Here is a 26,531-nt window from a genome sequence, read left to right on the forward strand (position 1 = left end):
GTTCGCGCGCAGATTGCGCACTTCCTCTTCGCTCAAATCCCGGGAAGCCCCGCGTGCCGCTATTCGACCGATACGTTGGCCTTCTTGACCAGCGTGGCATAGCGCGCCGCCTCGCTGGCGAAGAACGTTGCCGCCTGCGCCGGCGTGGTCGGCCGCGTGGCGGTCGCCTGCTTCTTCAGCGCCTCGACCACCTCGGGGCTGGTGAAGGCCCTGGCGAAGGCATCGTGCAGGCGCTGGACCTCGGCGGGCGGCAGGTTGGCCGGACCGACCAGCGCGAACCAGCCCTCGATGTCGTAGGCGGGCAAGCCTTGTTCGGCGATGGTCGGGATATCGGGCGCCGCCTGCGAACGGCTCGCGCCGCACAGGCCGATCGCGCGCAGCGTGCCGGCCTTCAGATGCGGCAGCACGGCGTTCAGCGCGACCACGCCCATCTGCACCTGCCCCGACAGCAGATCGGTGACCATCGGCCCGGTGCCCTTGTACGGGATATGGCGCGCCTTGACGCCGGCCTCCTCCAGGAACATCTGGCCGGCCAGATGAATCACGGTGCCGTTGCCCGACGAGGCGTAGTTGTATTCGTCCGGTTTGGCCTTCAGCAGGGCGACCAGCTCCTTGACGTTGCGCGCCGGCACCTTCGGGTTGACCACCAGCACCAGCGAGGTCGCGCCCAGCACGCTGATCGGCGTGATGTCCTTGATCGCATCGAAGGGCATCGACTTGAACACGCTCGGATTGATCGCGTGGTTGTTCGACACCATGCCGAGCGTGGTGCCGTCCGGCGCCGCCTTGACGACCGCGGCCGTGCCCGTGATGCCGCCCGCGCCGGGCATGTTCTCGATCACGACCGGCTGGCCGAGCGCCTTGCCCAGCGCCAGCGCGGCCGTCCGCACAATCGCATCGACACCGGAACCCGCGCTGATCGGCAGGATCAGCCGGATCGGCTTGCCGGAACCCGGCTGCGCCTGCGCGTTCCGAAGCGGATACAGCGCCGGCACGGCGAGCATGCCGAGCGTGACGGCCGCCGCGGCCAGTTTGATCACATTGCGACGGATCGGAAGCGAGGGCGCGATGGCGCGCGAGCGGGGTGAATGCATGATGTTGTCTCCGGATGGGTATGTCCGGCCGCTGTGCCGCGGCCTGTTCGGGCCTGGCCAGCGCAGATCGCGCGCCGGCCGCCCCGGTGCTGTCAGCGCGCGCCCTTGCCCAGGCGCGCCAGGATTTCGTCGTTGTGCTCGCCGGCCTTCGGCAAGGGATGGCGCACGCCGGGGCGGCGGCCGCCCATCAGCAGCGGCAGCAGCACGGCCGGCGCCGTCGAGCCGTCGTCGGCCTGCATCGGCACCAGTCCCCCGCTTGCCTTCAGATGCACGTCGTCGAGCAGCTGATCGGGGCGCACGATCGGCGCGTACGGAATGCCGGCCGCCTCGAGCTTGGGCGCCAGCTCGGCGACGCGGTGATGCCGCAGGATGCCGCCGAGCTGATCCAGCAGTTGCGGCCGTACCGCGACGCGCGAGGCATTGCTGGTGTACTCGGGCACGTCCAGCAGGTCCGGCCGCTCCAGCACCCTGCACAGCGTGACGAACTGCTTGTCGCTGACCGCGCCGATGAACAGCTGCTCGCCGTCGGCCAGCGTGAAGACGTCGTAGACGCTCCAAGCCGATACGCGCGAGGGCATCGGCGGCGGCGCCTCGCCCGTCATCACGTACTGCTGCATATGCTGCGAGGCCAGGAACACGCAGTTCTCGAACAGCGCGCTCTGGATCTCCTGGCCGCGGCCGGTGCGATCGCGCTCGCGCAGCGCGGCCAGCACGCCGATCGCGCCGAACATGCCGCCCATGATGTCGTTGACCGAGGTGCCGGCGCGCAAGGGCCGCCCCTTCGGTCCGGTCATGTACGACAGCCCGCCCATCATCTGCACCACCTCGTCGAGCGCCAGCCGGTTCTCATACGGCCCCGGCAGGAAGCCCTTGTGCGAGACATAGATCAGCCGCGGACAGGACTTGGACAGCGTGTCGTAGTCCAGGCCGAGCTTGCGCATCAGGCCGGGACGGAAGTTCTCCAGCAGCACGTCGCACTGCCCGGCCAGTTCCGCCGCGGTGGCACGGCCCTCGTCGGTGGTGATGTCGAGCACCACGCTCTTCTTGTTGCGGTTGAAGGCGCGGAAAAAGCCGATGCCCAGGCCGGGCAGGTTGCGCGTCTTGTCGCCGCCGGGCGGTTCGACCTTGACGACCTCGGCACCGAGATCGGCCAGGATCATGCCGCAGGTCGGGCCCATGACCATATGGGTGAACTCGACCACGCGGATGCCGGCGAGCGGGAGGGATTCGTTGCTTTGCATCATGATATGACCCACTCAGTGGCGATCAGGCTGGGAAAGTCGGGATGGGCGTCGGGGACGGTGCCGTGCCACAGCGGCTCGGCGCGGCAAGGCCGGCATCGTCGTCAGCGCCGACACCGGGGAATGTCTTCGGCAAGCCGGCGCGCCACAGCGTGCCGTGCAGGGTCTCGCCGGAGAGCCAGCCCGCCACACGCTCGCGCAGGCGCAGCAGCGCGCCGATATCGAGGCCGGTGTCGATGCCCATGCTGCCCAGCATATAGGCCAGGTCTTCGGTGGCGACATTGCCGCTCGCGCCCGGCGCATGCGGGCAGCCGCCGATGCCGCCGAGGCAGGCGTCGAAGCGGTTCACGCCGGTCTGCATCGCGGCGTAGACATTGGCCAGCCCCAGTCCGCGGGTATCGTGGAAATGGCCGCACCAGAACCTGTCGCCGGCGAGCGCGACGGCGCGCTCGAACAGCGCGGCCACCTGCGCGGGATCGGCATAGCCCACCGTATCGGCAAGGCTGACGCGGTCCGCCCCGGCATCGAGCAGCGCCTGCATCAGGCGCAATACTTCGTCGGCATCGACATGGCCCTGGATCGTGCAGCCGAACGCCGTGCCCACGCCGCCCTCGATCAGCGTGCTCGCCCCGGCGGCGTCGCGGGCCGCGCGCATGCGGGCCACCTCGGCCACCACTTCGTCGGGGGTCTTGCGCAGGTTCGCCAGGCTGTGCGCATGGCTGGCCGACAGCGGCACCAGCATCAGGTCGGCACCGTGGGCAAGCGCCAGCTCGGCGCCGCGCAGATTCGGCACCAGCACCGAGCAGAACAAGCCCGGCAGCGTCCTGGCGAAGGCCAGCAGCTCGGCCGTATCGGCCAATTGCGGCAGCAACCGCGCCGGCACGAAGGAGCCGATCTCGATTTCGCGCTGGCCGGCGTCGTAGGCGGCGCGGATCCATTCGCGCTTGTGTTCGGTCGGCACGATGGTCTGCACGCTCTGCAGGCCGTCGCGCAGGCCGACCTCGCGGACCACGGCACGGCTGGGCAGGGAAGGAAGTGGGCTGGCTTTCATGGCTCTGGCTGGCTCTCGCGGGGATGCGGACCGGGAGATCGGCGATCTCGTGCGGCAGGGTGGGAGCAATGTATGCCATTCCCGAATCGAGCTACAGCGATGATTCGTGCACGTTTCGATTCCATATCGGAAAGCCTTGGCTAGCGACCCATCGCGGGGCCGTCCCGCCGGAACGTCATGCGCGGCGGGTGCTACGGCCGGCGTACCATACGGCAGTTCGGCAATTCGACCGGCGGCGCGACCGCCCGGCAAGGGGAGACAGGCTGTGGATGCAGGCATGGTGAAATCGGCGAACCGGGTCTTCGATCTGCTCGAGCTGTTCGAGCGCGAGCGGCGGCCGCTGCGGGTCGGCGAAATCGTCGAGAAGCTGGGGATACCGCAATCGAGCGCATCGATGCTGGTGCGCACGCTGGTAGGCCGGGGCTATATGGAATTCGATGCGCAGGCGCGCACCTTCTGCCCTTCCGTGCGGGTGTCCTTCCTTTGCGACTGGACCACGCGCAAGCATGGCACCAGCGCGACCGTCCACGATGCCATGCGGCGGCTATCGGCGGACACCGGCGAGACCGTGCTGCTGGGACGCCAGAACGGCATCATGCTGCAGTACCTGTCGGTCATCGAATCGCCCCACGCGCTGCGGCTGACCGCCGTCTCCGGCGCGATGCGCCCGATGCATCTGACCGCGATCGGCATCATGCTGATGAGCCGGATGAACGACGACGAGGTGGGCCGCCTGCTGCGCCGCTATAACGCCGAGCACAAGAGCGCATGGCCGCCGGCGCGGCTGGCCGATACCATGCGCGCCGTCCGGCAGGCGCGCGAGCAGGGTTACTACGAATCGGCCAATCTCGCCACGCCCGGCGCCGGCGTCCTGGCCACGCTGCTGGCAACACCGATCCGCGGACAATGGCTGGGCATCGGTACCGGCGGGCCCGTGGCCCGGCTGCATGCGCGCCGCAAGCAGTTGCTGCCCGCGGTGCTGGCCGTCGCGCGAAACTGCTAGACCTTCGCCGCGTTCGCTGCATTCGCTGCATTCGCAGCGTTCGGAGCGTTCGCGGCAGTCGCAGCCGCCCCGCCCCGCCGCTGCTCCGCCTGCACGATTGCGCGGTGGCGAGCCAGCAGCCGCAGCGCCTGTTCCAGATGCAGCCGTTCGACCATCCTGCCATCGAGATTGATCACCCCCGCGTCTGCGTTCTCGTTCGCCGCGAAGGCGGCGGCAATCCGCTCGGCTTCCGCGACCTGCTGTGCCGACGGCGCGAATGCCGCGTTGGCGGCGTCGATCTGCGACGGGTGGATCAGCGTCTTGCCATCGAATGCCATCCGCACGGCTTGGGTCAGTTCCGCGGCATAGCCGGCCTGGTCGCCGAAGTCGTTCCAGACGCCATCGAGAATGTCGACCCCGTAGCGTTTCGCCGCCAGCACGGCCTGCATCAGCCAGGGCATCAGATGGCGGCGCTCCTCGCCGGCAAATACACCGGTGTCCTTGGCCAGATCGTTGGTGCCGATCACCAGGCAATCGAGGCGCGGTGTCGCCGCACGCCCGGCCGCGACGATCGCATCGAGCCGATGGATCGCCTGCGGCGTCTCCACCATCGCCCATAGCGCCGGCGGCTTGTCCCATGCCAGCGCCGCGCAGGCGCGGGCGAATGCCACGACATCGCTGTCGTCGCCGACCTTCGGCAGCAACACCGCGTCGACGCGCGCGCTGGCGGCGAGCATCAGGTCCTGCGCGAACTCGGCGGTGCCCAATGCATTGACGCGCAGCACGATCTCCTGGCCGGCAGACCGCCGCCCCGACAGCGCTTGCCCAAGCTGCGCGCGCGCGGCGCTCTTCATCGCGGGCGACACCGCATCTTCCAAGTCGAACACGATCGCATCGCATGGCAGCGCGGCCGACTTGTCGATGGCGCGGGCGTTGGCCGCGGGAACATAGAGCACCGAGCGGCGCAGGCGGAGGGAATCGTCGGTCATGGTCTCGATCTCGAAGTGGTTGGCGGACAGGCGGTGCGGGACCGCGCGACATGCAGTCTGCCTCTCCGCCCGGCGCCCCGCCATCACATCCATGATGATTTGCTGCCGTCGTCATCCATCACATATGTGATGCCCGCCGATGCCGCGCGGGCCGATACTGCCTCCACCCGCAACAACCGTCGCCCGCCAAACCGGGCGCATCGAACAGGTGGACATGGAACGATCCGAGCAGGCGGCACCCGGCTATACCGGCGCGATGGCGCAGTGGATCAGCACGGTCGACGACACGGCGATCGGGCCGGCGGCCCTGATGTGGGCGCGCCACGCGCTGCTGGACTGGCTGGCGGTGGCGATCGCCGCCAACGGCGAGCCGCTGGTCACGATGCTGACTGCCGAACATGGCGGCGACTCGACCGCGCCCTGCACCCTGCTGGGCGGCACCCGCGCGCACGTGGCCGACGCTGCGCTGATCAATGGCGCGGCCGGCCACGCGCTCGACTTCGACGACGTCGCTTCCGCGATGCGCGGCCACCCCACCGTACCGGTCGCTCCGGCCGCGCTGGCGGTGGCCGAGCTGCAGCGCGCCGGCGGCATCGATCTGCTGCGCGCGCTGGTGATCGGCCATGAGGTGGAATCGCGCATCGGCGAGCGGATTGGCGACGCGCAATACCGCTTCGGCCTGCATCCGACCGGCACCACCGGCGCGATCGGCGCGGCGGCGGCGTGCGCCCGGCTGATGCGGCTGGACCCGGATCGCAGCGCGCACGCGCTCGGCCTGGCGGCCACGCAGGCGGCCGGCCTCAAATGCATGTTCGGCACGATGGCCAAGCCGCTGCATGCCGGCAAGGCCGCGATGCATGGCGTGATGGCGGCCCGGTTGGCGGCGCGCGGCTTCACCGCCAACACCGCGGCGCTCGAATGCGCACAGGGATTTGCAGCCACGCAGGCGCCGGACGGCGATCCGCTGCCCGCGCGGTTCGAGCCGCGAAACACCATGGCGATCGAGAAGACGCTGTTCAAGTACCACGCCTCCTGCTACCTGACCCACTCCACGCTCGAGGCCGTGGCACAGGCGCGCCGCAAGCACGGCATCGGCCTGGACGACATGGAGACGATGGCCATTCTCGTGTCCGGTCCCCATCGCGGCGTGTGCGACATCGCGCAGCCGCGCACCGGCCTGGAGATCAAGTTCTCGATCCAGCATCTTGCGGTGATGGCCCTCGATGGTGTGTCCACCGCCTCGCTCGACAACTACACCGACCGGCAGGCCACCGATCCGCGCCTCGCGCGCGCCCGCCAACGCGTCGCGCTGCACACCGACCAGGGGGGCGACCGCAACGCCGCCGTGGTCGAGATTCGCACCCGCGATGGCCGCACGCTGCGCGAAAGCGCCAATGTCGCGGTGCCGGCCGCCGATCTCGATCGGCAATGGCAGCAATTGCTGGCCAAGGCCGAGGCCATCGTCACGCCGGTGCTGGGCGGTGCGCGCTTTGGCCGCCTGGTCGATGCGGTGCAAGCGCTAGACCGGCTCCCTTCCCTTGACCCCCTGTTCGAGGCAATCCGATGACATCCCAGGACACCGCTTCCGTGGACCCCACCGTAGCCCGGCTCAAGGCCGAGGCGACGCTGCGCGTACGCGGCAATCGCTACGAGGACTTCGAGCCCGGCCGCGCCTTCACCCATCACTGGGGCCGCACCGTCAGCGAGGCCGACAACACGCTGTTCTCGGTGCTGACGCTGCACTACAACCCGCAATACACCAATGCGGCAATGGCGGAGGCCGCCGGCCATCCGCGCATTCCGGTCAATCCGCTGCTGGTGTTCAACACCGTCTTCGGCCTGTCGGTCGAGGACCTGTCGGAAGGCGGCGGTCCGTTTCTCGGCGTCGACGAGCTCAGCTTCGTGGAGCACGTCTATCCCGGCGACACGCTGTACGCCAGCTCCGAGGTGGTGTCGCGCCGGCTCGCCAGCAATCGCCCCGGCTACGGCATCGTGACCTGGCACACGCGCGGCACCAACCAGCGCGGCGAAGCGGTGATCGCGTTCAAACGTTCGAATCTTGTGAGGACCAGGGCATGACCATATCGGCAGACGGCAAGGGCTACATGACGGAAGAGCGCCAGATGATCCGCGAGGCGGCGCGCGAGTTCACCATGAAGGAGGTGCTGCCCGTCGCCAATGCCCTCGACGGCCCCGACGCCGAGATCCCGATGGATCTGCGCGACAAGATGGCCGAGATGGGGTATTTCGGCATCACGATTCCCGAGCAGTACGGCGGCCTGGGCCTCGGCATCTTCGAGTACTGCCTGATTTGCGAACAGCTGTCGCGCGGCTGGATGTCGGTCGCCTCGATCGTCGCGCGCGCGCAGGGCGGCTGGATCATGAAGGCGATGCCCGAGGACATGCGGCAGGCCTATCTGCCGCGCGTGGTGCGCGGCGAATTCCTGAACGCCAGCGCGCTGTCGGAGCCCGACACCGGCTCGGACCTGGCCTCGATCTCGTGCCGCGCCGAGCGCGACGGCGACGAATGGGTGCTGACCGGCAACAAGTACTGGTGCACGTTCGCCGATGGAGCCGACTACCTGATCCTGTTCGCGCGCACCTCGCCGCCGCCGAGTCCCGACAAGCGCTGGGAAGGGATTTCCTGCTTCATGATCGAGAAGGAACGCGGCAGCTTTCCGCCGGGCATGACCGGCTCGCCGATTCCCAAGATCGGCTATTTCGGCTGGAAGACCTTCGAGCTGGCACTCGATGGCGTGCGCGTCCCCGCCCGCAACCTGATGGGCGGCGAAGGCAAGGCCTTCCTGCTGATGGCCAAGGGCCTGGAAGGCGCCCGCGCGCATACCGCGGCCCGTGCGATCGGACTGGCCCAGGGCGCGCTCGAGGACGCGATCGCCTACTCGCTGGAGCGCCGCCAGTTCGGCATGCCGATCGCCGAATATCAGGCGATCCGCTTCAAGATCGCCACGATGGCCACTGAAATCGAGGCCGCGCGCCAGCTGCTGTACTACGTCTGCAACGAGATCGACAGCGGCCGCCGTTGCGACAAGGAGGCGTCGATGGTCAAGTACTTCGCCTCGGAGATGGCCGAACGCGTGACCTCGACCGCGCTGCAGATCTTCGGCGGCGCAGGCTATACCAAGCTGTTCCCGGTCGAGCGCTACTGGCGCGACGCGCGGCTGACCAAGATCTTCGAGGGCACCTCGGAAATCCAGCAGCGCATCATCGCCAACAGCCTGCTGGGACGTTCGGAGGTCGAAGCGATGATCGCCAGCCGCGCCTTCGATCAGCGCCAGGGCGCCGGGAGGGCAACGGCATGAAGACGCATGCGCTGACCAGCCACGACGGCTACTTCGAGGATTTCTCGCCCGGCATGCTGATCCGCCATGCGCGCGGCAAGACGGTGACCGAGATGGACAACGTGCTGCTGACCAATATGGTGATGAACACCGCCGAGGGCCATTTCAACGAGGACGCCATGCGGCGCGCGGCAAACGGCATCTTTTCGCAGCGGGTGGTGTTCGGCGGCATCAATCTGTCGATGGTGCTGGGCCTTGCCGCGCAGGACACCGCGGAGCAATGCCTGCGCGAAATCGGCCTGGACAAGATCCGGCTGTCGCATCCGGTCTTCCATGGCGACACGCTGTACGCCTACTCCGAGGTGCTGGCGGTAGAAGACGCGCCCGACCGGGCGGACGCCGGCCTCGTCCGCTTCCGCCACTACGGCATCAACCAGGACGACAGGCTGTGCGTGCAGGCCGAACGCACGGTGCTGCTCAAGCGCAAGAGCCATTGGGGTGACCGATGACCAGGGGCGAGCGATGAGCGGCGACGAGCGCCCCGTCGGCGCGCTCGACGGCCTGGTCGTGCTCGACCTGACGCAGATGCTGGCCGGGCCGTATGCGTCGATGATGCTGGCCGACCAGGGCGCGCGGGTCATCAAGATCGAGCCGCCGGGCGGCGATCTGACGCGGCGCAACGGTCCGCATCTGGATGGCGCGCTGCGCCTGGAGCAGCGCGGATACGGCGCCTACTTCGGCTCGATCAACCGCAACAAGGAATCGGTGGAGCTGGACCTGAAGCGGCCCGCCGGGCGCGAGGCGCTGCTGCGGCTGGCACGCCAGGCCGACGTGCTGGTCGAGAACTACCGCGTCGGCGTGATGGACCGCCTCGGGCTGGGCTACGAGACGCTGGCCGCCGCGAACCCGCGGCTCGTCTACGCCACGCTGCGGGGCTTCGGCGATCCGCGCAGCGGCGCCAGCCCCTACGCCGACTGGCCGGCCTATGACCCGGTCGCGCAGGCCATGGGCGGCATCATGGGCATCACCGGCGCCCGCCGCGGCGGCCCGCCCACCAAGATCGGCCCGGGCGTCGGCGATATCGTGCCGGCGATGTTCCTGGCGTACGGCATCGCGGCGGCCTGCTGGCGCGCACAGCGTACCGGCCAGGGGCAGTTCGTCGACGTGGCGATGGTCGACGCGGTGCTCGCGGTCTGCGAGCGGCTGGTGTTCCAGTACGGCGTGACGGGCAACGCGCCGGGGCCGGAAGGCAACGGCCACCCGCTGCTGTGCCCGTTCGGACTGTTTCCCGCCGCCGACGGCTACGTCAGCCTGGGCGTGCCGAACGACCGCTTCTGGGCCCTGCTGGTCGCGCGCATGCAGCGGCCCGAGCTGCAGCACGATCCCCGCTTTGCCAGCAACGACGCCCGTGTCGCGCATCGCGAAGAGGTGGACGAGCTCGTCTCCGCCTGGACCCGGCGCTTCACGAAGCAGGAACTGGCGCGCGAACTCGGCGGCGAGATCCCGTTCGGTCCGGTGTTCGATGCCCGCGACATCTTCGCCGACCCGCATTTCCGCGTGCGCGACATGCTGGTCGAGGTCGAGCAGCCGGGCGCGGCCCGGCCGTTGACGGTCGCCGGCACGCCGGTGCGAATGAGCGCGACGCCGGGCGCGGTGCGCCGCCGCGCCCCGATGGTCGGCGAGCACACCGAACGGACGCTGGCCGACTTCGGCTTCACCGCGACCGAGATTGCCGCGCTGCGGCCGTGACAAACCGGATCGCCATGGTTCGCCTGGCGACAGCGCATACCACCAAGGAGCAAACACAGCGATGCAAAGGGATGCACAACAACGACCGCGGCGGCTGCGCCGCTGCCAGCTTTCGGTGCCGGGCTCGAGCGAGAAGATGATGAGCAAGGCCGCCGCGATGGACGTCGACTTCGTCTTTCTCGATCTCGAGGATGCCGTCGCGCCGGCCGAGAAGCGCCCCGCGCGGGCAAGGATCGTCGATGCGCTGAACGGGCTCGACTGGGGCAGGACCACCCGCTGCGTGCGCGTCAACGACCTGACCACCGAATACGCCTACGAGGACATCATCGAAGTGGTCGAGGGCGCGGGTGCCAACCTCGACGTGATCATGCTGCCCAAGGCGATGAGCGCCGCCGACGTGCAGTTCGTCGACAAGCTGCTGACGATGATGGAGATCAAGCTCAAGCTGCCGCACCGGATCGGCATCGACGTGCTGATCGAAGAGGTCGAGGCCATGATGAACGTGGAAGCGATCGCCGCCTCCACGCCCCGGCTCGAATGCCTGATCTTCGGCATGGGCGACTACTCGGCCAGCCAGGGCGTCTCCGTGCGGGACATCGGCGGCAGCGGCGGCTATCCGGGCGATATCTGGCACTACCAGCGGCACCGGCTGACGATCGCCGCGCGCGCCAACCGGCTCGACGCGGTCGACGGCCCCTTCGCCGATTTCCGCGACCCGGACGTCTATCTGCAGGAAGCGCGGCGCGCGATGATCCTCGGCATGGTCGGCAAGTGGGCGATCCACCCGTCGCAGGTCGAACTTGCGCAGCAGGTGTTCTCGCCCTCGCCCGACGATGTCGCCCGCGCGCGCGACATGATGCGCGCCTACGACGCCGCGCTCGCACAGGGCTTGGGCGCCGTCCAGTACGACGGCAAGATGATCGACATCGCGTCGATCCGCATCGTGCGCAATCTGGTGGAGCGGGCCGCGCTGATCGGCATGTAGCGGTCGCGGCGGCGCGGACCGCGGCCGCGGCTCACCGCCGGGCAGTGATAACAACGACACGGAGACGATATGAAGGCTGAGATCCCACCCCCATGGCTGGTAGACGGCCGGCGCCGTCGCTTGTTGCGCGCCGGCGCGGCGCTCGCGGTGCTGCCGTGGCCGTTCGCGTCCGCGCGCGCCGCCAACTGGCCAACCCGGCCGATCCGCATCATCGCGGCGCAGGCGCCAGGTTCGTCGAACGACAGTACGGCCCGCGCCTTCGCCGAGTATTTCACCAGCGTGCTGAAGGTGCCCGTGGTCGTCGAGAACAAGCCCGGCGGCGTCGGCATGATCGCCGCCGAGACGGTCGCGCGCAGCGAGCCCGACGGCTACACGCTGCTGTTCACGCTGCACAGCCAGCTCGCGCAGGCGCCGGTGCTGCTGCGCAAGCCGCCGATCGATCCGTCGCGCGACCTGGTGCCGATCGCCGCGGTCAGCACCGGCGTGGGCGTGATGGTCGCCAACAAGAACCTGCCCGCCAACAACTTCAAGGAAGTGCTGGCGCTGTCCCGCAAGCGGCCGGTCTCGGTCGGCAACTACGGCGTAGGCTCGGGCTGGCAGCTGATGGTGGCCCAGCTGAAGAAGGAGACCGGCGCCCAGCTCGACATCATCAACTACAAGGGCACGGGAGCGATGATGGGCGACCTGCTGGCCGGCCATATCGACGTCGGCGCGGGCTCGCTGCTCGGCATGTCGGGCGGTCTGCAGTCCGGTGGCCTCAAGCCGATCCTGATCATCTCCGGCCCGCGCAGCGACCGGCTGCCCGGCATCCCGACCTGGGCAGACGAGGGCTTCAACAGCCCGGTGTTCCGCAACCTGACCGAATGCAACATGCTGCTGGGACCGGCCGGGCTGCCACCGGAGATCGGCGCGCGGCTGGCCGATCTGGTGACGAAATCGATCACCGAGTCCGAGCAGGTCAAGATGGTCCGGCAACAACTCGGCAGCCAGGACACGCCGTTGACCGGCGATGCGCTGCGCCAGTTCATCGGCCGCGTCTGGCCCACCTACCAGGCCGCCACCAAGGCGATCGGGCTGACGCTGCAATGACGCAGGGAGCGCCGTGCCTGTTGGGGTAAGGCACGCCCGTATGCCGTATCGCAGACCGTCCGGCGCCATGGCACGGCCTTGGCTCAGGTCGGCCAGGCCGACCCCAGGATGATGCTGCAGAAGTTCAGGCGCTGATAGTTCGGATCCTTCAGCGCCAGCACATCGGCCTTGACGTTGCCGAAGGTCGTCAGCGGCTTGCGGCGCGTGCCCTCGGCGAAATGGTCGATGATGCTTTCCTTGAAGTTGTGCTCGCGCGGATGATGCCGGCAGACGTGGTCGCGCTGCTCGCCGGTGAAGTCGTGATAGCACAGTCCCAGCACGTCCATCTCGACGCCCGCCGTGACCAGCGCCACCGTCGGGCGCATATGTTCGGGAACGCCCGGCGTCGTATGCAGCGCGATCGCGGCCCAGACATCGTCGATATCCCGCTCGGCAATGCCATAGCCCTTCAGGAAGTCGCGCGCCGCGTTGGCGCCGTCCACCTCGAAACGCAGATTGTCGCTGGCATAGCGCTGCGTCAGCCCCATATCGTGGAACATCGCGCCGATATAGAGCAGCTCCGGGTCGTAGGCCAGCGCCTTGCGCTCGCCGGTCAGCGCGCCCCAGAAGAACACGCGGCGGCTGTGGTGGTACAGCAGATCGTCCTCGGTGTCGCGCACCAGCTGGGTGGCGGCGCGTGCCATCGCGCTGTCGGGTACGCGAATACCGGCAATGATTTCGGCCATCTTGATTGCTCCTGAACGATCGGCATGGCGGGCATCGGCAAGGCGCACGATGCGGTCGCCATCGCAAGAGTGAGAAGGGAACTGCCAGCCGGGGCCGCCGCCGTCCTGGGTCGTCCTTGGTCGCCTTCGGTCGCCACAGCGGTCCCGGTCTCGCGCCTTCATTCTGGTCTGCGCCGTGTCTGACTACAATGACGCCATTCCGTCAGATCCGGACATCGTGACGGCGCTTGAAGACAGCCGCAGGAAACCCATCCCATGAGCGTGACCACCGTAGCCATCCTGATGCTCGACGGCGTACAGGCGCTGGACGTCGCCGGGCCGGTCGACGTCTTCGCCGAGGCCAATGCCTTTATCGGCCGCAAGGACCGCTATGAAACGGTGCTGGTGGGCAGGACGCGCAAGCCGCTGCGCGCGTCGAACGGCATGCAGCTGATGCCGGACCTGTCGCTGGGCGACGAAGCGCCCCGCTTCGATATCGTGCTGGTGGCCGGCGGCCCCGGGCTGCCGACCGCGCCGGCGGATGCCGCGGTGTCGAAGTGGCTGCGTACCGCGGCGTCGCGCGCGCGGCTGCATGGGTCGGTCTGTACCGGCGCCTTTGTGCTGGGTCATGCCGGCCTGCTGGACGGCCGCACGGTGACGACCCATTGGCAGAATGCCGCCCACCTCGCGGAGCGCTTTCCCGCCGCCACGGTCGAGTACGACCGCATCTATCTGCGCGACGGCAAGCTGGTCACCTCGGCGGGCGTCACCGCCGGAATCGACCTGGCGTTGGCCATGGTGCGGGAGGACCATGGCGCCGCAGTGGCGCTGGCGGTGGCCAAGCGGCTGGTGGTGGTGGCGCAGCGCCAGGGCGGCCAGTCGCAGTTCAGCCCGTATCTGGCCGCGGCGCCGACCCAGGCCGACTCACCGGTGGCACGCGCGCAGGCCTATGTGATGGCGAATATCGGTGCCAGGCTGACGCTCGACGCGCTGGCTGCCGAGGTCGGCATGAGCGGACGCAATCTGGTCCGCCTGTTCGTCGCGGATACCGGCATGACGCCGCACGCGTTCATCGAGCGGGCGCGCATCGATATCGCGCGCAATCTGCTGGAAGGCAGCGCCCTGCCGTTGAAATCGATCGCCTACAAGTGCGGCTTCGTGACGGTCGACCGCATGCGCGTGCTGTTCCAGCAGCGGCTGGGGATCTCGCCGGCGCAGTATCGCGCCAACTTCCGCTAGCGCCGGCGAGATCGTCGCGCATCAGATCACGCCGCCGTTCGCGCGCAGCGTCTGCCCGTTGATCCACGCGCCATCGGGACCGGCCAGGAAGGCCACCGCATTGGCGATGTCCTCGGGCTGGCCAAGCCGCTCGAGCGGCGCCAGCTTGGCCAGCCGCTCGATGAGCTCCTGCGGCTTGCCGTCGAGGAACAGCGCGGTCGCGGTGGGACCGGGCGCCACCGTGTTGACGGTGATATTGCGGCCGCGCAATTCCTTGGTCAGCACGTGCGTCATCGCTTCGACGCCGGCCTTGGTGGCCGCATAGATTCCGTAGGTGGGCTGATACAGGCCAACCACGCTCGACGACAGATTGATGATCCGCCCGCCGTTGCGCAGGCGCCGCGACGCCTCGCGCAGCGTGTTGAAGGTGCCCTTCAGGTTGATGGCGACCTGGCTGTCGAACAGGGCGTCGTCGCTGTCGGCCAGCGTGGCCAGACGCATGACGCCGGCGTTATTGACCAGCACATCGACGCCGCCGAAGGCGGTCTCCGCCGCGTCGAACATGCGCCGGACCGCGGCGCTGTCGCAGACGTCGGCCTGCGCGGTGATGGCGCGCCCGCCCTCCTGCTCGATCTGCCCGGCCAGCGCCTCCGCCTCGCGGGCGCTGCCGGCATAGTTGATGACGACGGTGAAGCCGTCGCGGGCCAGGCGCTGCGCGATCGCGGCGCCGATGCCGCGCGAGGCGCCGGTCACGATGGCGACCCGGCTTGCGGTGCGGTCGTTGGTGCCTTCGTTGGTGCCTTCGTTGGTGCGGTGGCTGGTGCGTTCGTCGGTGCTCATGTCAGTTCTCCGTTGGAAGGTCGCGGAAAGAAGGGAATGCTTGCGACATGGGAGAACTATGCGCGGCGGCGCCAAAAAGATCATCGCCCCGGCATTGGCAGGACTGTTGGCCGGTCTTGAACAATGGTGCCGCCTTCGCAATGGGGCTGGCGCGTCGATTCGGCTGACCCGCTATGCAGCGCCAAGCAGCACCGCGACCAGATTGTCCGCCGCCGCGCGCAAGCGCTTCTCGTCCTGATAGACCCGTTCGACCACCACCAGCCCCCGCGTGAAGGTGACGATCAGCCGGGCCGCCTGCCGCGGCGGCAGCGCGAGCTGCGACGGTTCGCCTTCGCGTGACAAGCGCTCGAACAGCACCTGCTCGATATCGTCGAGCAAGGCCCTCAGGGCCGTGCGCAGCGGCCCGTCCAGATCTTCGGTGCCCACCGCGGTCTTGGTGCTGAGGCAGCCGCGGGTCGGCATCCCGCTGCCCATCGAAGTGGTCATCGAAACAATCACACAGCCGAAGAAGCTGCGCAGCGCGTCGCGCAGCCTGGGCTTGTCCAGCGCCTCGCGCATCTGGCTAACGAAGCGCTCGCGATAGACGTCGAACACGCGCAGGAACAGCGTCTCCTTGTCGCCGTAGGCGTTGTACAGGGAGCCGCGCTGCACCCCGGTGGCCTCGGCCAGCTCCTGCATCGAGGTCGCCGCATAGCCCTTCTGCCAGAACAGCGCCAGCGCCTTGTCCAGCGCGAGGCTTTCATCGAATTGGCGAACGCCAGCCATCTGTTTCTCCGAATGCCGGGGCGTCAAATGCCCCTGAAGACATGCAGCCATTTAAGCGCATGATTGACACATCCGTCAATCTTGACTATTTTGTCAAACATGACATGAGTGTCAAACATGACACGTCCACCGCGTTGTCGGTGGACGTTGGCCTCCCTCCGCCCTCCCTCAACAACCGAACGAATGACCAAGCCATCCCCCACCTTCACGCCGGCACAGCTGGACCGCGCGCTGGTCTGGCGCTATATCTTTGCCGGCCTGTGCGCCAGCCTCGACAGCATCGGACTGGCGCGTTTCGCCTTCACGCCGCTGATTCCCGAACTGATCCAGGCGCACTGGTTCCCGGCCTCCAGCGTGATCTATCTGGGCGCCGCCAATCTGGCCGGCTATGTCTGCGGCGCGTTGATCGGCCGCGCCGTCGGCGCGCGCCTGGGCAACGAACGCACGCTGCGGCTGATGATGGTGTGGATCACCGCCGCCTTCCTCGCCTGCGCCGTGCCGCTGTCGTTCGGCTGGTATTTCTCGTGGCGCTTCATGTCCGGCATGGCGGGCGGTGTGGTCATGGTGCTGGTAGCCGGCACCATCCTGCCGCACGTGCCGCCGGCGCGCAAAGGCGCCGCGGGCGGGGCGATCTTTCTCGGGCTGGGGCTTGGCATTGCGGGATCGGGCACGCTGATTCCGCTGCTGCTGGAACTGGGCCTGGCCCAGACCTGGATCGGCCTGGGCATTCTGTCGGCGCTGCTGACCGCCGCCAGCTGGTTTGCCTGGCCGCCGCGGCAACTGGATCATCCCCACCCGGCGGCGGCCAAAGCCCCGCCATCCGCGAAGGCGCATTTCGGCGGCGCCGTCTGGATGCTGTACCTGCAGTACGCGCTGATGGCCACGGCGGCCGTGGCGCCGATGGTGTTTCTGGTGGACTTCATCGCCCGCGGCCTGGGCGCGGGAACGCATCTGGGCTCGGTGTTCTGGGCGATCTACGGACTGGGCGCCATCGCCGGGCCGCCGCTGTACGGCTTCCTCGCCGATCGCCTCGGCGCCAGCCCGAGCATCCGGCTGGTCTCGCTGGTGCTGGCGATCGTGCTGGCAGCGGTCTACATCACCGACAATCTGCTGGTGCTGGGCGCCCTGACCGTTGTCATCGGCACCTTCGCGCCCGGCATGGTGCCGTTGGCGCTGGCACGCGTGCACGAGCTCGTGCCCGAGCATGCGCCACGGCAGAACATCGCCTGGAGCCGCGCCAGCATCCTGTCGGCGGCGGCGATGGCGGTCGCGGGCTACGCCTATTCCGCGCTGTTCAACGCGAGCGGGGGATCGCACCGGCTGCTGTTCCTGACCGCCGCGGCGCTGCTCGTGGTGGCATTGCTGGCGGACCTCTGCTTCCCGGCCAGGGCGAGGGATGCGCGGATGGCCCGCTCCTGACCGCCGCTTACGCTGTCGCCGCGGTCATCGCCAGCACGGCCGCCGCCAGCTCGCTTTGGGCATCGCCGAGGGGCTCCAGCGCGTCGAAATGGTGGCCGTGCGCCTGCACGACGATGCTGACGGGCACGCCGCGTTGCCGGAGCAGCGCGGCGTATTCGGCCTGCTGGCGGTGATACTCCGCCGATTCGTCGCCACCGACGGTCAGGATCATCGGCAGCGTGGTGGTGGGCGGATGGTGCATCGGGCTGTAGGCGGCGACGTCCGCCTCCGTCAGCCCCACCACCTTGTTGAGATAGCACAGCCGGATCGGCTCCAGGTCGTAGAGCCCGCTGATCGAGCAGCCGCCCTTGAGCACGTCCGCCGGCAGGCCCAAATCCTCCCACCGTGTGCCGGCCAGCATGCCGACCAGCTGGCCTCCCGCCGAATGGCCGGAGACGAAGATGCGATTGGCATCGAAGCCCAGCACGCGCGCGTTCCGGTGCAACCACACCACGGCACTGCGGTTGTCGCGCACGATCTCGGCCATCGTCGCGTCCGGTGCGAGCCGGTAGTTCAGCATCGCCACGTCGATGCCGCGCGCGAGATACGGGGCGGCCAGATGGCTCGAATCGGACTTGTCCAGGGCCTGCCAATAGCCGCCGTGAATGAAGATCAGCAGCGGCCGGCCCGGTCCCCCGGCGGGGAAATAGTCCAGCGTCTGCTTCGGATCGCTGCCATAGGCGAGGGTTTCCTCGACCGCATGCGCCTGCCGGAAGGCCGCGGCATCCGCCGCCCACCGCGCCAGGATGGCCGGGTGCTCGGGCACCGCGGCCCGGTTGTTGTACTGCTTGTCCAGCGATTCCTGATCCAGGTTGCGAAACACGGGCATGGAGCGAAACCTCCGTATTGTTGTTCCAGTCACGGTTTCGCTTTCCGAACCGCGGACAAGGCATCAGCGACAAGCGCGACGACGCCGGACCAGTCGGTGTCGCCCACCTCCTGCCGAAAGAGCCTGACGGCGCCCGGATACCAGATCGATGTCGGTCCTTCGCACGTCCAGCGCCAATCGGTTGCAACGTTGGCAAGCAGTATCCAGGTGGGCTTGCCAAGCGCCGCGGCCAGATGCACCACGGCCGTATCGACTCCCACGACCAGATCCAGCCGGGAAATGATACCGGCCATGTCGGCAAAGTCGGCCGCCCGATTTCCCAGGTTCAGGATGAAGCGGTCACCGATCTCCGACCGCAGCTGGTCTCCGTCAGCCTCCTTCTGCAGGCTGACGAAGGTGACACCGCCGATTCCCCATAGTGGCTCGAGCGTCCTCAGGCTCGGCAGAGACCTGACATGGTCGTTCTCGTTCCTGGGATTCCCTCTCCATACCAGTCCCACACGAAGGCGCCTCTTTGGAAAGAAGCGCTCCCATTTCGATGCCGCCGTCGCGGGCGCGAACAGATATGGCAACTCCGATGGAATCGACCCGGGCCCGCTTTTCAGATTGAGCGGGATGCTCCAGATATAGGTCCAGAAATCATGCCGCGGGCAGGCGGACGGATTGAATCGTTCGCGCGGAACCAGTGCGTCGACTTCGGGCATCGAAGAGAACAACGCCAGGGTCGCGGCATCACACACCAGCGTAACGTGCCTGGCACCGGATTCCTTGATCTTCCTGACATAGCGCACCAGCTGAATCTGATCGCCGTAGCCTTGCTCGGGCCAGATCAGCAGGGATGCCCCCGCCAGCGACTCCCCTCGCCACTGCGGAAACGGTACTTCGGGCGAGCTGGAGAATGCCCCTTGCAAACCTGCCTCGCAACGAGCCTCGAATAGCGGAAGCCCTTCTGGCCAATTGTTCCGGTAAAGCAGCAGGTTGCCAAGGTTGAGCCGGTACGAGGCATTGTGCGGATCCAGTGCCAGTGCCCGCCGATGCGCGACGTCTGCTTCGTCGATGCGGCGTAGATCCTTCAGCACCAGTCCAAGGACATTCCAGGCCTGATGGTTGTCGGGCGCCATCTCGATCGCTTGCGATATCGCGTGCCGGGCCTCGTCGAGGCGCCTGGCCGATCGCAGCTGCAGGCCAAGATTGAGCAGTGCCTGCCCATGACGCGGTGCCGTGGCGACAGCGCGCCGGAACCACCGCTCTGCCTCGTCTTGCCGCCCCATCTTGCGATACAGCACGCCGAGATTGTTGCTGATATCAGCGGACTCGGGCGCCGCCTGGCTACCACGGCGCAGCGCCGCCTCGGCGGCCTTGTCATCGCCAAGCGCCATGTAGCAAACGCCCGCCAGGTTCAGCAATTCGGCGTGATCGGGGTGCCGATCCAGAAGCGTTTGCGCGGCGTGAAGCGCGTCGGCAATTCGTCCCGACAGATAACAGTCCCTGACAGCCGCAATGTCGCCACTTCCGCCGCCATTCACGGTATCCGTATTCGAGTCGATTGGCTCCATGGGCGATGGGTGCATCAAACAGGCTCCCCGACGATCCGGCGCACCAGATCGCAGACCGTCGGCACCAAGGCCTCCAGCCGCGCCGGCCCTGCTCCCTCGATGCGCTCGAGCATCAGTTCGTGCACCGCGCCCACCAGGGCCAGTGCGCTCTCGTAGGGCAGGCGCTGCCGGCGCCGCTGGTCCGTGCCGACGGTGCGCTGGATGAATTCGGCCAGTTCGCGGTGGATCTGCCGGCGTACCGCCAGGCCGGGGCCGCCGAGGCTCAGGATCTCGATGAACAGCGTGCGCAGCAGCGCGGGGTTGCCCGCCATATAGCCGAGGTAGGCGCGCATCGCGCCTTCGACCTGTGCGGTCCACGGCTGGCGCGGGTCGATCGCGTCGCGCAGCACCTGCAGCGCATGCCGGCTGGCGCTGACGTACAACGCCATCAGGCAATCGGCCTTGGAATCGAAATGCTCGTAGAAGGTCCGGCGCGAGACGTTGGCCTCGGCGACGATATCGGCGATGGTGACCTCCCCATAGCCTTTGCGCGCGACGGCGCCGGCCATGCCTTCGAGCAGGCGGCGTCGGTGTTCGCTGCGGTCCGGCGCGGTGCCGGCGGTCAGGATCGCGGGTGCGTGCATGGGCGGCTCGTCGTGGGTCGCTCGTCGTGGGTCGCTCGTCGTGGGTCGCGCGTCGTGGGTCGCTCGTCGTGGGTCGCTCGTCGTGGGTCGCTCGTCGTGGGAAGCTCGTCGCCGGTCGCTCTTCGGAGGTCGCTCTTCGGGGGTCGCCCTTCGGGCGGCGCTCTTCGGGGGGCGCTCGTCGCGGGACGTTCGTTATCCGCCGCCATGGTACTTGACAGTACCGGGGCCGCGCCATCATGATCGGTACTCCGCAGTACCAGACCCACGCACCCGGGAGACCACCGTGACGCATCTCGTCGTTCGCCGCCTGCTCGTCGATATGGAAGCGCCGATCCCGCGGCATTGGTGCGCGGGCGATCCGTTCCGCACCGCCTTTCTGAATGCGCTGTCGATGAGCTTTCCGGTCGGCGAGCAATTCTTTATCGATGCGGTGCGCAATGGCCTGAAGGCCCTGCCGCCCGAACAGCAGGACCGGTTCCGCGCCGAGGTGCAGGGTTTCGTCGGCCAGGAGGCCACGCATCGCCGCCTGCACGGCCTCTACAACGAGCATCTGCGCAGGCAGGGGCTGGTCAACGCGTGGGAGGTCCGATCGAAGGAACGGCTGATGCAGCTGGAAGGGGTGGACCCGCGCCACCCGCTGGCGATCACGGCGGCGTTCGAACACTTCACCGCGATCTTCGCCGACTGGATGCTGCGCAACGCAGACATGCTCGGCGAGCAGGATCCGCGCCTGGCGACGCTATGGCTGTGGCACAGCGCCGAGGAAACCGAGCATCGCAACACCGCCTTCGACCTGTACCAGGCGCTGGGCGGCTCCCACGCATGGCGCATTACCTGGTTCCGCCGCATCAGCATCACCTTCCTCGGCGATGCGCTGCGCCAGACCATCGACAATCTGCGCCGCGACGGCACGCTGTGGCAATGGCGGACCTGGGCCGGTGCGGCGCGATTCCTGCTCGGCAAGCGCGGCCTGATCCGCCAGACGTTCGGCGCGTGGCGCGATTACTTCCGGCGCGACTTCCATCCGACCGATCACGACGCCAGCGCTTCGGCGCAATGGCTTGAGGCCCACCGGGACAAGTACGTGCCGGTCGGCGCCTGAAGGCGGCACGAGCAGACCGCGCGCCGACGGCCGCCCTTCCCGATTCTTACCCGATTACCAGTACGACAACACCAGCAGCCCGATCAGCACGATCGCGATAAACACCCACAGCATCGGGCGTGCGATCAGGTGGCGGCCGCGGGTCGATGCGCGGGCGGCCTCGGCGTTGGTACCGTACTCATCTTTTCTCGGCATGGCGGTGACTCGAAGGGCTTGATATAACCGGGTGACGCACGGATCGTGCCGAGTGCGACAGCCTCGCCCGGTGCAGCGCGCCATGCCCCGGGCGCGTGCAATTTTGACAACGGCATGGCCGCCTTGACCTGCGTGCCCGACGCCCGCCCGTCGCACGCCCCGTCGCAAGCCCCGCCGCACGCCCCGCCGCAAGCGCCGTCGCCCGCCCCCCTTCGCACCCGCGATCCGTGCGATCACCGTGCACACCTTCCCCATCCCGCCGCCCGCTCGGCTATGCTTCGGTGGCCGGATTCCGCTGAGCCAGCCTCCGGCACGCGCTCCACCAAGACCAACAAAGCAAGGAGACCCGATGCGCATCGTCCGCCGGCGGCCCGCCGCCACCCTGCTCCGCCACCTCGCCCTCGTCGCCGCTGCCCTTCCCGTGCTGGCAGGCACCGCGTCGGCAGCGCCGCCCACCGACCGTTATGCCGCCCCCGGCCTGGAGAAGCCGGCCAGCATCCTGATCGATCGCTGGGGCGTGCCGCATATCTACGCCGGCACGCTGTACGACGCCTTCTACGCGCAAGGCTTCATCGCCGCGCGCGATCGGCTCTGGCAGATCGACCTGTGGCGCAAGCGCGGGCTCGGCGAGATGGCCAGGGACTTCGGTCCGGCCTATGTCGACGGCGACCGCATGGCGCGGGCCGTGCTGTACCGCGGCGACATGTATCGCGAATGGCTGGCCTACGGTTCCGACGCCAAGCGCGTGGCCGAGGCCTTCGTCGCCGGCGTCAACGCCTACGTGGCGCTGACCGAGGCGCAGCCCGAACTGCTGCCGCGCGAGTTCAAGCAGCTTGGCTACAAGCCCTCGCGCTGGCGCGCCGAGGACATCGTCCGCATCCGCCACCACGGCCTGACCCTGAATTTCACCGGCGAGGTCGACCGCGCCACGCTGTACTGCCAGGCCAAGGAGCAGGCTGCGCGCGCGGACTGGCTGCGGCGCGAGCTCGATCCGCCGATCACGCCGACGCTGCCCGAGGGACTGGATCCATGCGCCGTGCCCGCCGCCGCGCTGAAGAAGGCCTATACGCTGGCCACCGCCGCGGCGAATTTCCCCAAGGAAGCCTGGCAAAAGGCGAGCGCCGATGCGGTGCCGGTGGACCAGCTCTACGCCGCCGTCGACGCGAACAGCGACACCGGCCGCAGCCTGGGATCGAACAACTGGGTGATCGCCGGCAGCCGCACGTCCACGGGCCGCCCCATCCTCGCCAACGACCCGCACCGGGCGCACGGCGCGCCCAGCCTGCGTTATGTCTCGCATCTGAACGCGCCCGGCCTGTCGGTGATCGGCGCCGGCGAGCCCTTCCTGCCCGGCATCTCGATCGGCCACAACGGCACCATCGCCTTCGGCCTGACGCGCTTCTACATGGACCAGGAAGACCTGTACGTCTACGAGACCGATCCCGCGCAGCCCAAGTCCTACCGCTATCGCGGACGCTGGGAGCCGATGGAGACCATCACCGAGAAGATCACGGTCCGCGGCGAGGCCGAGCCGCGCACGGTGACGATCGACTTCACGCGCCACGGTCCGGTGCTGCATGCCGACGACGCCAGCCATCGCGCCTGGGCGCTGCGCGCGGCCTGGCTCGATACCGGCATGGCGCCCTACTTCGGCTCGATGGACTACATGCGCGCGACCAACTGGGACCAGTTCCGCGCGGCGATGAACCGCTGGGGCGCGCCGGGCGAAAACCAGGTCTATGCCGACCGCAACGGCAATATCGGCTGGATTCCGGGCGGCCTGACGGTGATCCGCCCCAACTGGGACGGCCTGTTCCCGGTACCGGGCGACGGCCGCTACGAGTGGGCCGGCTACCGCAACATGGACGAGCTGCCGTGGGCCTACAACCCATCCACCGGCCATATCGTCACGGCCAACGAGAACAATATTCCGCCGGATCATCCGGCCGCGAAGCTCGGCGTCGGCTACGAATGGAGCGACAGCTCGCGCGCGCGCCGGCTCAAGAGCCTGGTCGCCGCCGCGCCGGTCAGCTCGCTGCGCGATTCGATCGCCTGGCAGAACGACACCGTGTCGCTGCCCGCGCAGCGCACGCTGGCCGTGATGCGCACCGTCGGCAATGCCGGTGCCGCGGCATCGCTGCTGCAGGACCCGCAGGTGCAGCGCGCGGTCGCGCTGCTGCGCGGCTGGGACGGCAATGTGCGCGCCGACAGCGTGCCGGCCGCGCTGTTCGAGATCTGGTTCAGCAACCATCTGCGGCAGGCGGTGGTGCGCGCCGCGCTGCCCGAGGACGCGGCCAAGCTGGTCGGCGCCGGCGATGCGGCGCGCGTGCTGGCGGTGCTGGAACAGCCGGACACGTGGATGCCGACGGCGCAGCGCGACGAAGTCATGCTGACCTCGCTGAAGGCCGCGATGGCCGAGCTCGAGCGGCGTTCACCCTCGCCGGAAAAACTGGCGACCTGGGGCACGCTGCATCGCGCGATCTTCCGCCATCCGCTCGCCAACATCGTCGACGACGCGACGCGCGCCCAGTACAACGTCGATGCGGGCGGCATCGGCGGGTCCGCCTTCACGCCGATGAACACCAGCTACCGCAACAGCGACTATCACCTGACCGCGGGCGCGTCGTTCCGCATGGTGCTGGACGTCGGCAACTGGGATCAGGGGCGCGTCGTCAATACCCCGGGCCAATCGGGCGATCCCGGCAATCCGCACTATCGGGATCTCGCACCTATCTGGGCGAAGGGGCAGACGTTCCCGCTGGTGTATTCGCGCAAGGCGGTCGAACGTGCCGCGGAGAAGCGGATCGAGCTGACGCCGCGGTAAGGCGTCACCACCGCATCGATTGACGTCGAAGATGCGGCAAGCGGGCGTGCCTTGTGCACGCCCGTTTTTTTAGCCCACCGCCTGCAGGGACGGCAGCGCGACGGCTTCCTGCGAGGGCCACAGCGACAGCGACGGCGACTCCGCAGGCACTGGCGAGACATGCACCCCAAACCCCGTCCGGCCCGGTGCCAGGTCATCCCGCAAGGTCAGCTGCGGAATCGCATAGTCCCCGCCGTTCTGCCGGCGGAACGGAATCGGCGGCGTCGTGTCCAGCCGATCCAGCCGCTGGCCGAGTTCCTCCCGGATGGTGGCAAAGCGCGCCGCATCGACGCGGCCGGTCCGGTAGACCACGTAGGGCGGCAACACATCGAAGCCGGGGTAATGCAGGATCCCGTGCTGGATCGGGAACAGGATGTCGTCGATGGGCCCGTTGATGCCGCGCGGGCTGTAATGCGACTCCCATCCGCCCGCGGTGACGACCAGCATCGCCCGCTTGCCGGCCAGCGTGCCCTCACCGTAGCGGTCGCCCCAGCGCGCATCCGAGTGTTCGCCCACGCCATAGGCAAACCCGTAGGCATAGACCCGTTCCACCCAGCCCTTCAGGATTGCCGGCATCGAGAACCACCACAGCGGAAACTGCAGGATCACCGCATCGGCCCACAGCAGCTTGCGCTGCTCGGTGGCGATGTCCTCGCTTTGCCTGCCATGTTCGAAGGCGTGTTTCGAGTCGAGCGAGGCATCGAAGCGCTCGCCGGCCCGATGGTCGAGGTTGTCCGCGGCGTCGAGCGTGGCCTTCCACTGCATCGCGTAGAGATCGGATACCTGCACCGTATGACCGGCCGCGTTCAGCCGCTGGACGGCAAAGTCGCGGATCGCCCCGTTCAGCGAGCGCGGTTCGGGATGCGCATAGACCAGAAGAACATTCATCGTGAGCCTCCATTGCCCATTCCAAGAGGAGGCCAGCTTAGGGTCGCGTCCGCTATATTGGAAATGAATTTCTGAAATCCCAGGTATTGTCATGAACAATTTCGGACGGCTGGATCTGAACCTGCTGATCACGCTCGACGCCCTGCTCGCGGAGCGCAATGTCACGCGTGCGGCCGAGCGGCTGCATCTGTCGCAGCCCTCGGTCAGCGTGCAGCTGGCCAAGCTGCGCGAGACGCTGGGCGACCCGCTGCTGCTGCCGGGCCCGCGCGGCATGCGGCCAACCGCCCGTGCCGAGGCGCTGCGCGAACCGTTGCGCGAAGCCCTCGAGGCGCTGCAGCGGGCGGTATCTCCGCAGGGTCCGTTCGATCCGGCGCTGGCGACCGACACCTGGCGCATCGCCGCTTTCGACTACGCCGAGTCGACGATCGTGCTGCCGCTGCTGCACGGCCTGCGCGCGATGGCCCCCGGCACCCGCCTCGCGGTCGTGCAAGCGGTGCCGTCGCTGCTGGCGCGGCAGGCCGAACAGGGAGAGATCGATCTGGCTTTCCATACGACCGAGGGCGCGCCGCAGGGGCTGCATCGCCGGCCGCTGTTTGCCGAGCGCTACGTGCTGGTCGGCCGCGCCGGCCACCCGGGTCTGAAGCGCAAGCCGACGCCGGCACAGTTCTGCAGGCTCGAACACGTGATCGTGTCGCCCGATGGCGGCGGTTTTCATGGGCCGACCGACGAGGCGCTGGCCGCACGCGGTCTGTCGCGCCGGGTCGTGCTGTCGGTGCCGCATTTCCTGTTCGTGCTGTCGGTGCTGGCCAGCACCGATCTGGTCGCGATGCTGCCGTCGCGCCTGGTGCGCGATGCCGCCGGCGTGAAGGTGGTCGAAGCCCCGATCGAGATACCGGGCTACGAGATGTCGATGCTGTGGCACGAGCGCGTCCATCGCGACCCCGCGCATCGCTGGCTGCGCGACACCATCGTGGCATCGGTGTAGTCCCCGGCCCGGGCAGCCTTGCCCGG

The 26,531-nt window shown here is 68.3% G+C and carries 24 protein-coding genes and 1 pseudogene; 13 read left to right on the plus strand and 12 right to left on the minus strand.

The genetic code is table 11. From position 1 onward, the window contains the following. Nucleotides 1-59: 59 nt before the first annotated feature. From AC6EI8_RS02220 to AC6EI8_RS02230, 3 genes are all read right to left on the minus strand, one after another. Entirely contained in the window at nt 60-1,094 is a 1,035-nt protein-coding gene (locus AC6EI8_RS02220; RefSeq protein WP_498381163.1) for a tripartite tricarboxylate transporter substrate binding protein, read from the minus strand. A gap of 92 nt (nt 1,095-1,186) precedes the next feature. Then, nucleotides 1,187-2,338, minus strand: a complete 1,152-nt coding sequence (locus AC6EI8_RS02225; protein ID WP_498381164.1) for a CaiB/BaiF CoA transferase family protein — start codon at nt 2,336-2,338, stop codon at nt 1,187-1,189. 22 nt (nt 2,339-2,360) lie between these two features. Next, complete coding sequence (locus AC6EI8_RS02230; RefSeq protein WP_498381165.1) at nt 2,361-3,386, minus strand: hydroxymethylglutaryl-CoA lyase; 1,026 nt, start codon at nt 3,384-3,386, stop codon at nt 2,361-2,363. A 277-nt stretch (nt 3,387-3,663) separates the two neighbouring features. On the opposite strand from AC6EI8_RS02230, the gene AC6EI8_RS02235 reads away from it, so the two are divergent. Further along, nucleotides 3,664-4,389, plus strand: coding sequence for an IclR family transcriptional regulator (locus AC6EI8_RS02235; RefSeq protein WP_149316036.1), 726 nt, complete (start codon nt 3,664-3,666; stop codon nt 4,387-4,389). On the opposite strand, the gene AC6EI8_RS02240 is transcribed toward AC6EI8_RS02235, so the two are convergent. Then, nucleotides 4,386-5,357: an HpcH/HpaI aldolase/citrate lyase family protein gene (locus tag AC6EI8_RS02240; protein WP_498381166.1), complete on the minus strand. Its 972-nt coding sequence runs from the start codon at nt 5,355-5,357 to the stop codon at nt 4,386-4,388. The genes AC6EI8_RS02235 and AC6EI8_RS02240 overlap by 4 nt on opposite strands. Nucleotides 5,358-5,571: 214 nt before the next feature. Between AC6EI8_RS02240 and AC6EI8_RS02245 the strand changes: the two genes are divergently transcribed. The 7 genes and pseudogenes from AC6EI8_RS02245 (at nt 5,572) to AC6EI8_RS02275 (ending at nt 12,479) form a co-directional block, all read left to right on the plus strand. Continuing rightward, on the plus strand, nt 5,572-6,924 hold the full coding sequence (locus tag AC6EI8_RS02245) for an MmgE/PrpD family protein (RefSeq protein WP_265633858.1): 1,353 nt from the start codon (nt 5,572-5,574) through the stop codon (nt 6,922-6,924). A gap of 20 nt (nt 6,925-6,944) precedes the next feature. After that, on the plus strand, nt 6,945-7,436 hold the full coding sequence (locus AC6EI8_RS02250) for a MaoC family dehydratase (RefSeq protein WP_265633857.1): 492 nt from the start codon (nt 6,945-6,947) through the stop codon (nt 7,434-7,436). After that, entirely contained in the window at nt 7,433-8,677 is a 1,245-nt protein-coding gene (locus tag AC6EI8_RS02255; protein WP_261661535.1) for an acyl-CoA dehydrogenase family protein, read from the plus strand. Before AC6EI8_RS02250 ends, AC6EI8_RS02255 begins: the two co-directional genes overlap by 4 nt. Beyond that, nucleotides 8,644-9,165 (plus strand): annotated as a pseudogene (locus AC6EI8_RS02260) (MaoC family dehydratase); the annotation flags it as partial. The gene AC6EI8_RS02255 and the pseudogene AC6EI8_RS02260, both read left to right, overlap by 34 nt. A gap of 13 nt (nt 9,166-9,178) precedes the next feature. Beyond that, nucleotides 9,179-10,405, plus strand: coding sequence for a CaiB/BaiF CoA transferase family protein (locus AC6EI8_RS02265; RefSeq protein ID WP_265635398.1), 1,227 nt, complete (start codon nt 9,179-9,181; stop codon nt 10,403-10,405). A 61-nt stretch (nt 10,406-10,466) separates the two neighbouring features. Next, nucleotides 10,467-11,390 carry an HpcH/HpaI aldolase/citrate lyase family protein gene (locus AC6EI8_RS02270; RefSeq protein WP_149316043.1) on the plus strand — a complete coding sequence of 308 codons (924 nt, stop codon included), beginning with the start codon at nt 10,467-10,469 and terminating at the stop codon, nt 11,388-11,390. A 69-nt stretch (nt 11,391-11,459) separates the two neighbouring features. After that, nucleotides 11,460-12,479 carry a Bug family tripartite tricarboxylate transporter substrate binding protein gene (locus tag AC6EI8_RS02275; protein WP_226105846.1) on the plus strand — a complete coding sequence of 340 codons (1,020 nt, stop codon included), beginning with the start codon at nt 11,460-11,462 and terminating at the stop codon, nt 12,477-12,479. Nucleotides 12,480-12,562: 83 nt separating this feature from the next. Here AC6EI8_RS02275 and AC6EI8_RS02280 read toward each other — a convergent pair whose 3' ends face one another. Beyond that, nucleotides 12,563-13,204: an HD domain-containing protein gene (locus tag AC6EI8_RS02280; protein WP_149316045.1), complete on the minus strand. Its 642-nt coding sequence runs from the start codon at nt 13,202-13,204 to the stop codon at nt 12,563-12,565. 261 nt (nt 13,205-13,465) lie between these two features. Between AC6EI8_RS02280 and AC6EI8_RS02285 the strand changes: the two genes are divergently transcribed. After that, nucleotides 13,466-14,422, plus strand: coding sequence for a GlxA family transcriptional regulator (locus tag AC6EI8_RS02285; protein ID WP_226106307.1), 957 nt, complete (start codon nt 13,466-13,468; stop codon nt 14,420-14,422). A gap of 21 nt (nt 14,423-14,443) precedes the next feature. Here AC6EI8_RS02285 and AC6EI8_RS02290 read toward each other — a convergent pair whose 3' ends face one another. Next, complete coding sequence (locus AC6EI8_RS02290; RefSeq protein ID WP_498381167.1) at nt 14,444-15,241, minus strand: SDR family oxidoreductase; 798 nt, start codon at nt 15,239-15,241, stop codon at nt 14,444-14,446. A gap of 171 nt (nt 15,242-15,412) precedes the next feature. After that, entirely contained in the window at nt 15,413-16,006 is a 594-nt protein-coding gene (locus tag AC6EI8_RS02295; protein WP_149316048.1) for a TetR/AcrR family transcriptional regulator, read from the minus strand. Between the two features lie 183 nt (nt 16,007-16,189). On the opposite strand from AC6EI8_RS02295, the gene AC6EI8_RS02300 reads away from it, so the two are divergent. Beyond that, the gene (locus tag AC6EI8_RS02300) at nt 16,190-17,425 is read left to right on the plus strand and encodes a YbfB/YjiJ family MFS transporter (protein WP_150083844.1); all 1,236 of its coding nucleotides are present in this window, start codon (nt 16,190-16,192) and stop codon (nt 17,423-17,425) included. Between the two features lie 7 nt (nt 17,426-17,432). Here AC6EI8_RS02300 and AC6EI8_RS02305 read toward each other — a convergent pair whose 3' ends face one another. From AC6EI8_RS02305 to AC6EI8_RS02315, 3 genes are read right to left on the minus strand one after another with little or no spacing between them, the layout of a single operon-like run. Further along, nucleotides 17,433-18,293, minus strand: coding sequence for an alpha/beta hydrolase (locus AC6EI8_RS02305; protein WP_498381168.1), 861 nt, complete (start codon nt 18,291-18,293; stop codon nt 17,433-17,435). Between the two features lie 29 nt (nt 18,294-18,322). Then, nucleotides 18,323-19,849, minus strand: coding sequence for a tetratricopeptide repeat protein (locus AC6EI8_RS02310; RefSeq protein ID WP_498381169.1), 1,527 nt, complete (start codon nt 19,847-19,849; stop codon nt 18,323-18,325). A gap of 14 nt (nt 19,850-19,863) precedes the next feature. Continuing rightward, the gene (locus AC6EI8_RS02315) at nt 19,864-20,472 is read right to left on the minus strand and encodes a TetR/AcrR family transcriptional regulator (protein WP_498381170.1); all 609 of its coding nucleotides are present in this window, start codon (nt 20,470-20,472) and stop codon (nt 19,864-19,866) included. A 283-nt stretch (nt 20,473-20,755) separates the two neighbouring features. Here AC6EI8_RS02315 and AC6EI8_RS02320 point away from each other — a divergent pair, with 283 nt between their 5' ends. Then, on the plus strand, nt 20,756-21,574 hold the full coding sequence (locus AC6EI8_RS02320) for a metal-dependent hydrolase (RefSeq protein ID WP_498381171.1): 819 nt from the start codon (nt 20,756-20,758) through the stop codon (nt 21,572-21,574). Nucleotides 21,575-21,628: 54 nt separating this feature from the next. Here AC6EI8_RS02320 and AC6EI8_RS02325 read toward each other — a convergent pair whose 3' ends face one another. Continuing rightward, nucleotides 21,629-21,769: a hypothetical protein gene (locus AC6EI8_RS02325; RefSeq protein WP_226105854.1), complete on the minus strand. Its 141-nt coding sequence runs from the start codon at nt 21,767-21,769 to the stop codon at nt 21,629-21,631. 349 nt (nt 21,770-22,118) lie between these two features. Here AC6EI8_RS02325 and AC6EI8_RS02330 point away from each other — a divergent pair, with 349 nt between their 5' ends. Further along, the gene (locus tag AC6EI8_RS02330) at nt 22,119-24,593 is read left to right on the plus strand and encodes a penicillin acylase family protein (protein WP_498381172.1); all 2,475 of its coding nucleotides are present in this window, start codon (nt 22,119-22,121) and stop codon (nt 24,591-24,593) included. Between the two features lie 69 nt (nt 24,594-24,662). On the opposite strand, the gene AC6EI8_RS02335 is transcribed toward AC6EI8_RS02330, so the two are convergent. Then, entirely contained in the window at nt 24,663-25,520 is an 858-nt protein-coding gene (locus AC6EI8_RS02335; protein ID WP_498381173.1) for an NAD(P)H-dependent oxidoreductase, read from the minus strand. 91 nt (nt 25,521-25,611) lie between these two features. On the opposite strand from AC6EI8_RS02335, the gene AC6EI8_RS02340 reads away from it, so the two are divergent. Beyond that, the gene (locus tag AC6EI8_RS02340) at nt 25,612-26,505 is read left to right on the plus strand and encodes a LysR family transcriptional regulator (RefSeq protein WP_498381174.1); all 894 of its coding nucleotides are present in this window, start codon (nt 25,612-25,614) and stop codon (nt 26,503-26,505) included. The last annotated feature ends 26 nt before the right edge of the window (nt 26,506-26,531 follow it).

This window comes from Cupriavidus sp. R6-3 (assembly GCF_059772245.1).

What these genes read in the sequence shown, in the direction of transcription:
- AC6EI8_RS02220 (WP_498381163.1), bottom strand. Translation starts at nt 1,094, where the DNA reads ATGCATTCACCCCGCTCGCGCGCCATCGCGCCCTCGCTTCCGATCCGT.
- AC6EI8_RS02225 (WP_498381164.1), bottom strand. Translation starts at nt 2,338, where the DNA reads ATGATGCAAAGCAACGAATCCCTCCCGCTCGCCGGCATCCGCGTGGTC.
- AC6EI8_RS02230 (WP_498381165.1), bottom strand. Translation starts at nt 3,386, where the DNA reads ATGAAAGCCAGCCCACTTCCTTCCCTGCCCAGCCGTGCCGTGGTCCGC.
- AC6EI8_RS02235 (WP_149316036.1), top strand. Translation starts at nt 3,664, where the DNA reads ATGGTGAAATCGGCGAACCGGGTCTTCGATCTGCTCGAGCTGTTCGAG.
- AC6EI8_RS02240 (WP_498381166.1), bottom strand. Translation starts at nt 5,357, where the DNA reads ATGACCGACGATTCCCTCCGCCTGCGCCGCTCGGTGCTCTATGTTCCC.
- AC6EI8_RS02245 (WP_265633858.1), top strand. Translation starts at nt 5,572, where the DNA reads ATGGAACGATCCGAGCAGGCGGCACCCGGCTATACCGGCGCGATGGCG.
- AC6EI8_RS02255 (WP_261661535.1), top strand. Translation starts at nt 7,433, where the DNA reads ATGACCATATCGGCAGACGGCAAGGGCTACATGACGGAAGAGCGCCAG.
- AC6EI8_RS02265 (WP_265635398.1), top strand. Translation starts at nt 9,179, where the DNA reads ATGAGCGGCGACGAGCGCCCCGTCGGCGCGCTCGACGGCCTGGTCGTG.
- AC6EI8_RS02270 (WP_149316043.1), top strand. Translation starts at nt 10,467, where the DNA reads ATGCAAAGGGATGCACAACAACGACCGCGGCGGCTGCGCCGCTGCCAG.
- AC6EI8_RS02275 (WP_226105846.1), top strand. Translation starts at nt 11,460, where the DNA reads ATGAAGGCTGAGATCCCACCCCCATGGCTGGTAGACGGCCGGCGCCGT.
- AC6EI8_RS02280 (WP_149316045.1), bottom strand. Translation starts at nt 13,204, where the DNA reads ATGGCCGAAATCATTGCCGGTATTCGCGTACCCGACAGCGCGATGGCA.
- AC6EI8_RS02290 (WP_498381167.1), bottom strand. Translation starts at nt 15,241, where the DNA reads ATGAGCACCGACGAACGCACCAGCCACCGCACCAACGAAGGCACCAAC.
- AC6EI8_RS02295 (WP_149316048.1), bottom strand. Translation starts at nt 16,006, where the DNA reads ATGGCTGGCGTTCGCCAATTCGATGAAAGCCTCGCGCTGGACAAGGCG.
- AC6EI8_RS02300 (WP_150083844.1), top strand. Translation starts at nt 16,190, where the DNA reads ATGACCAAGCCATCCCCCACCTTCACGCCGGCACAGCTGGACCGCGCG.
- AC6EI8_RS02305 (WP_498381168.1), bottom strand. Translation starts at nt 18,293, where the DNA reads ATGCCCGTGTTTCGCAACCTGGATCAGGAATCGCTGGACAAGCAGTAC.
- AC6EI8_RS02310 (WP_498381169.1), bottom strand. Translation starts at nt 19,849, where the DNA reads ATGGAGCCAATCGACTCGAATACGGATACCGTGAATGGCGGCGGAAGT.
- AC6EI8_RS02315 (WP_498381170.1), bottom strand. Translation starts at nt 20,472, where the DNA reads ATGCACGCACCCGCGATCCTGACCGCCGGCACCGCGCCGGACCGCAGC.
- AC6EI8_RS02325 (WP_226105854.1), bottom strand. Translation starts at nt 21,769, where the DNA reads ATGCCGAGAAAAGATGAGTACGGTACCAACGCCGAGGCCGCCCGCGCA.
- AC6EI8_RS02330 (WP_498381172.1), top strand. Translation starts at nt 22,119, where the DNA reads ATGCGCATCGTCCGCCGGCGGCCCGCCGCCACCCTGCTCCGCCACCTC.
- AC6EI8_RS02335 (WP_498381173.1), bottom strand. Translation starts at nt 25,520, where the DNA reads ATGAATGTTCTTCTGGTCTATGCGCATCCCGAACCGCGCTCGCTGAAC.
- AC6EI8_RS02340 (WP_498381174.1), top strand. Translation starts at nt 25,612, where the DNA reads ATGAACAATTTCGGACGGCTGGATCTGAACCTGCTGATCACGCTCGAC.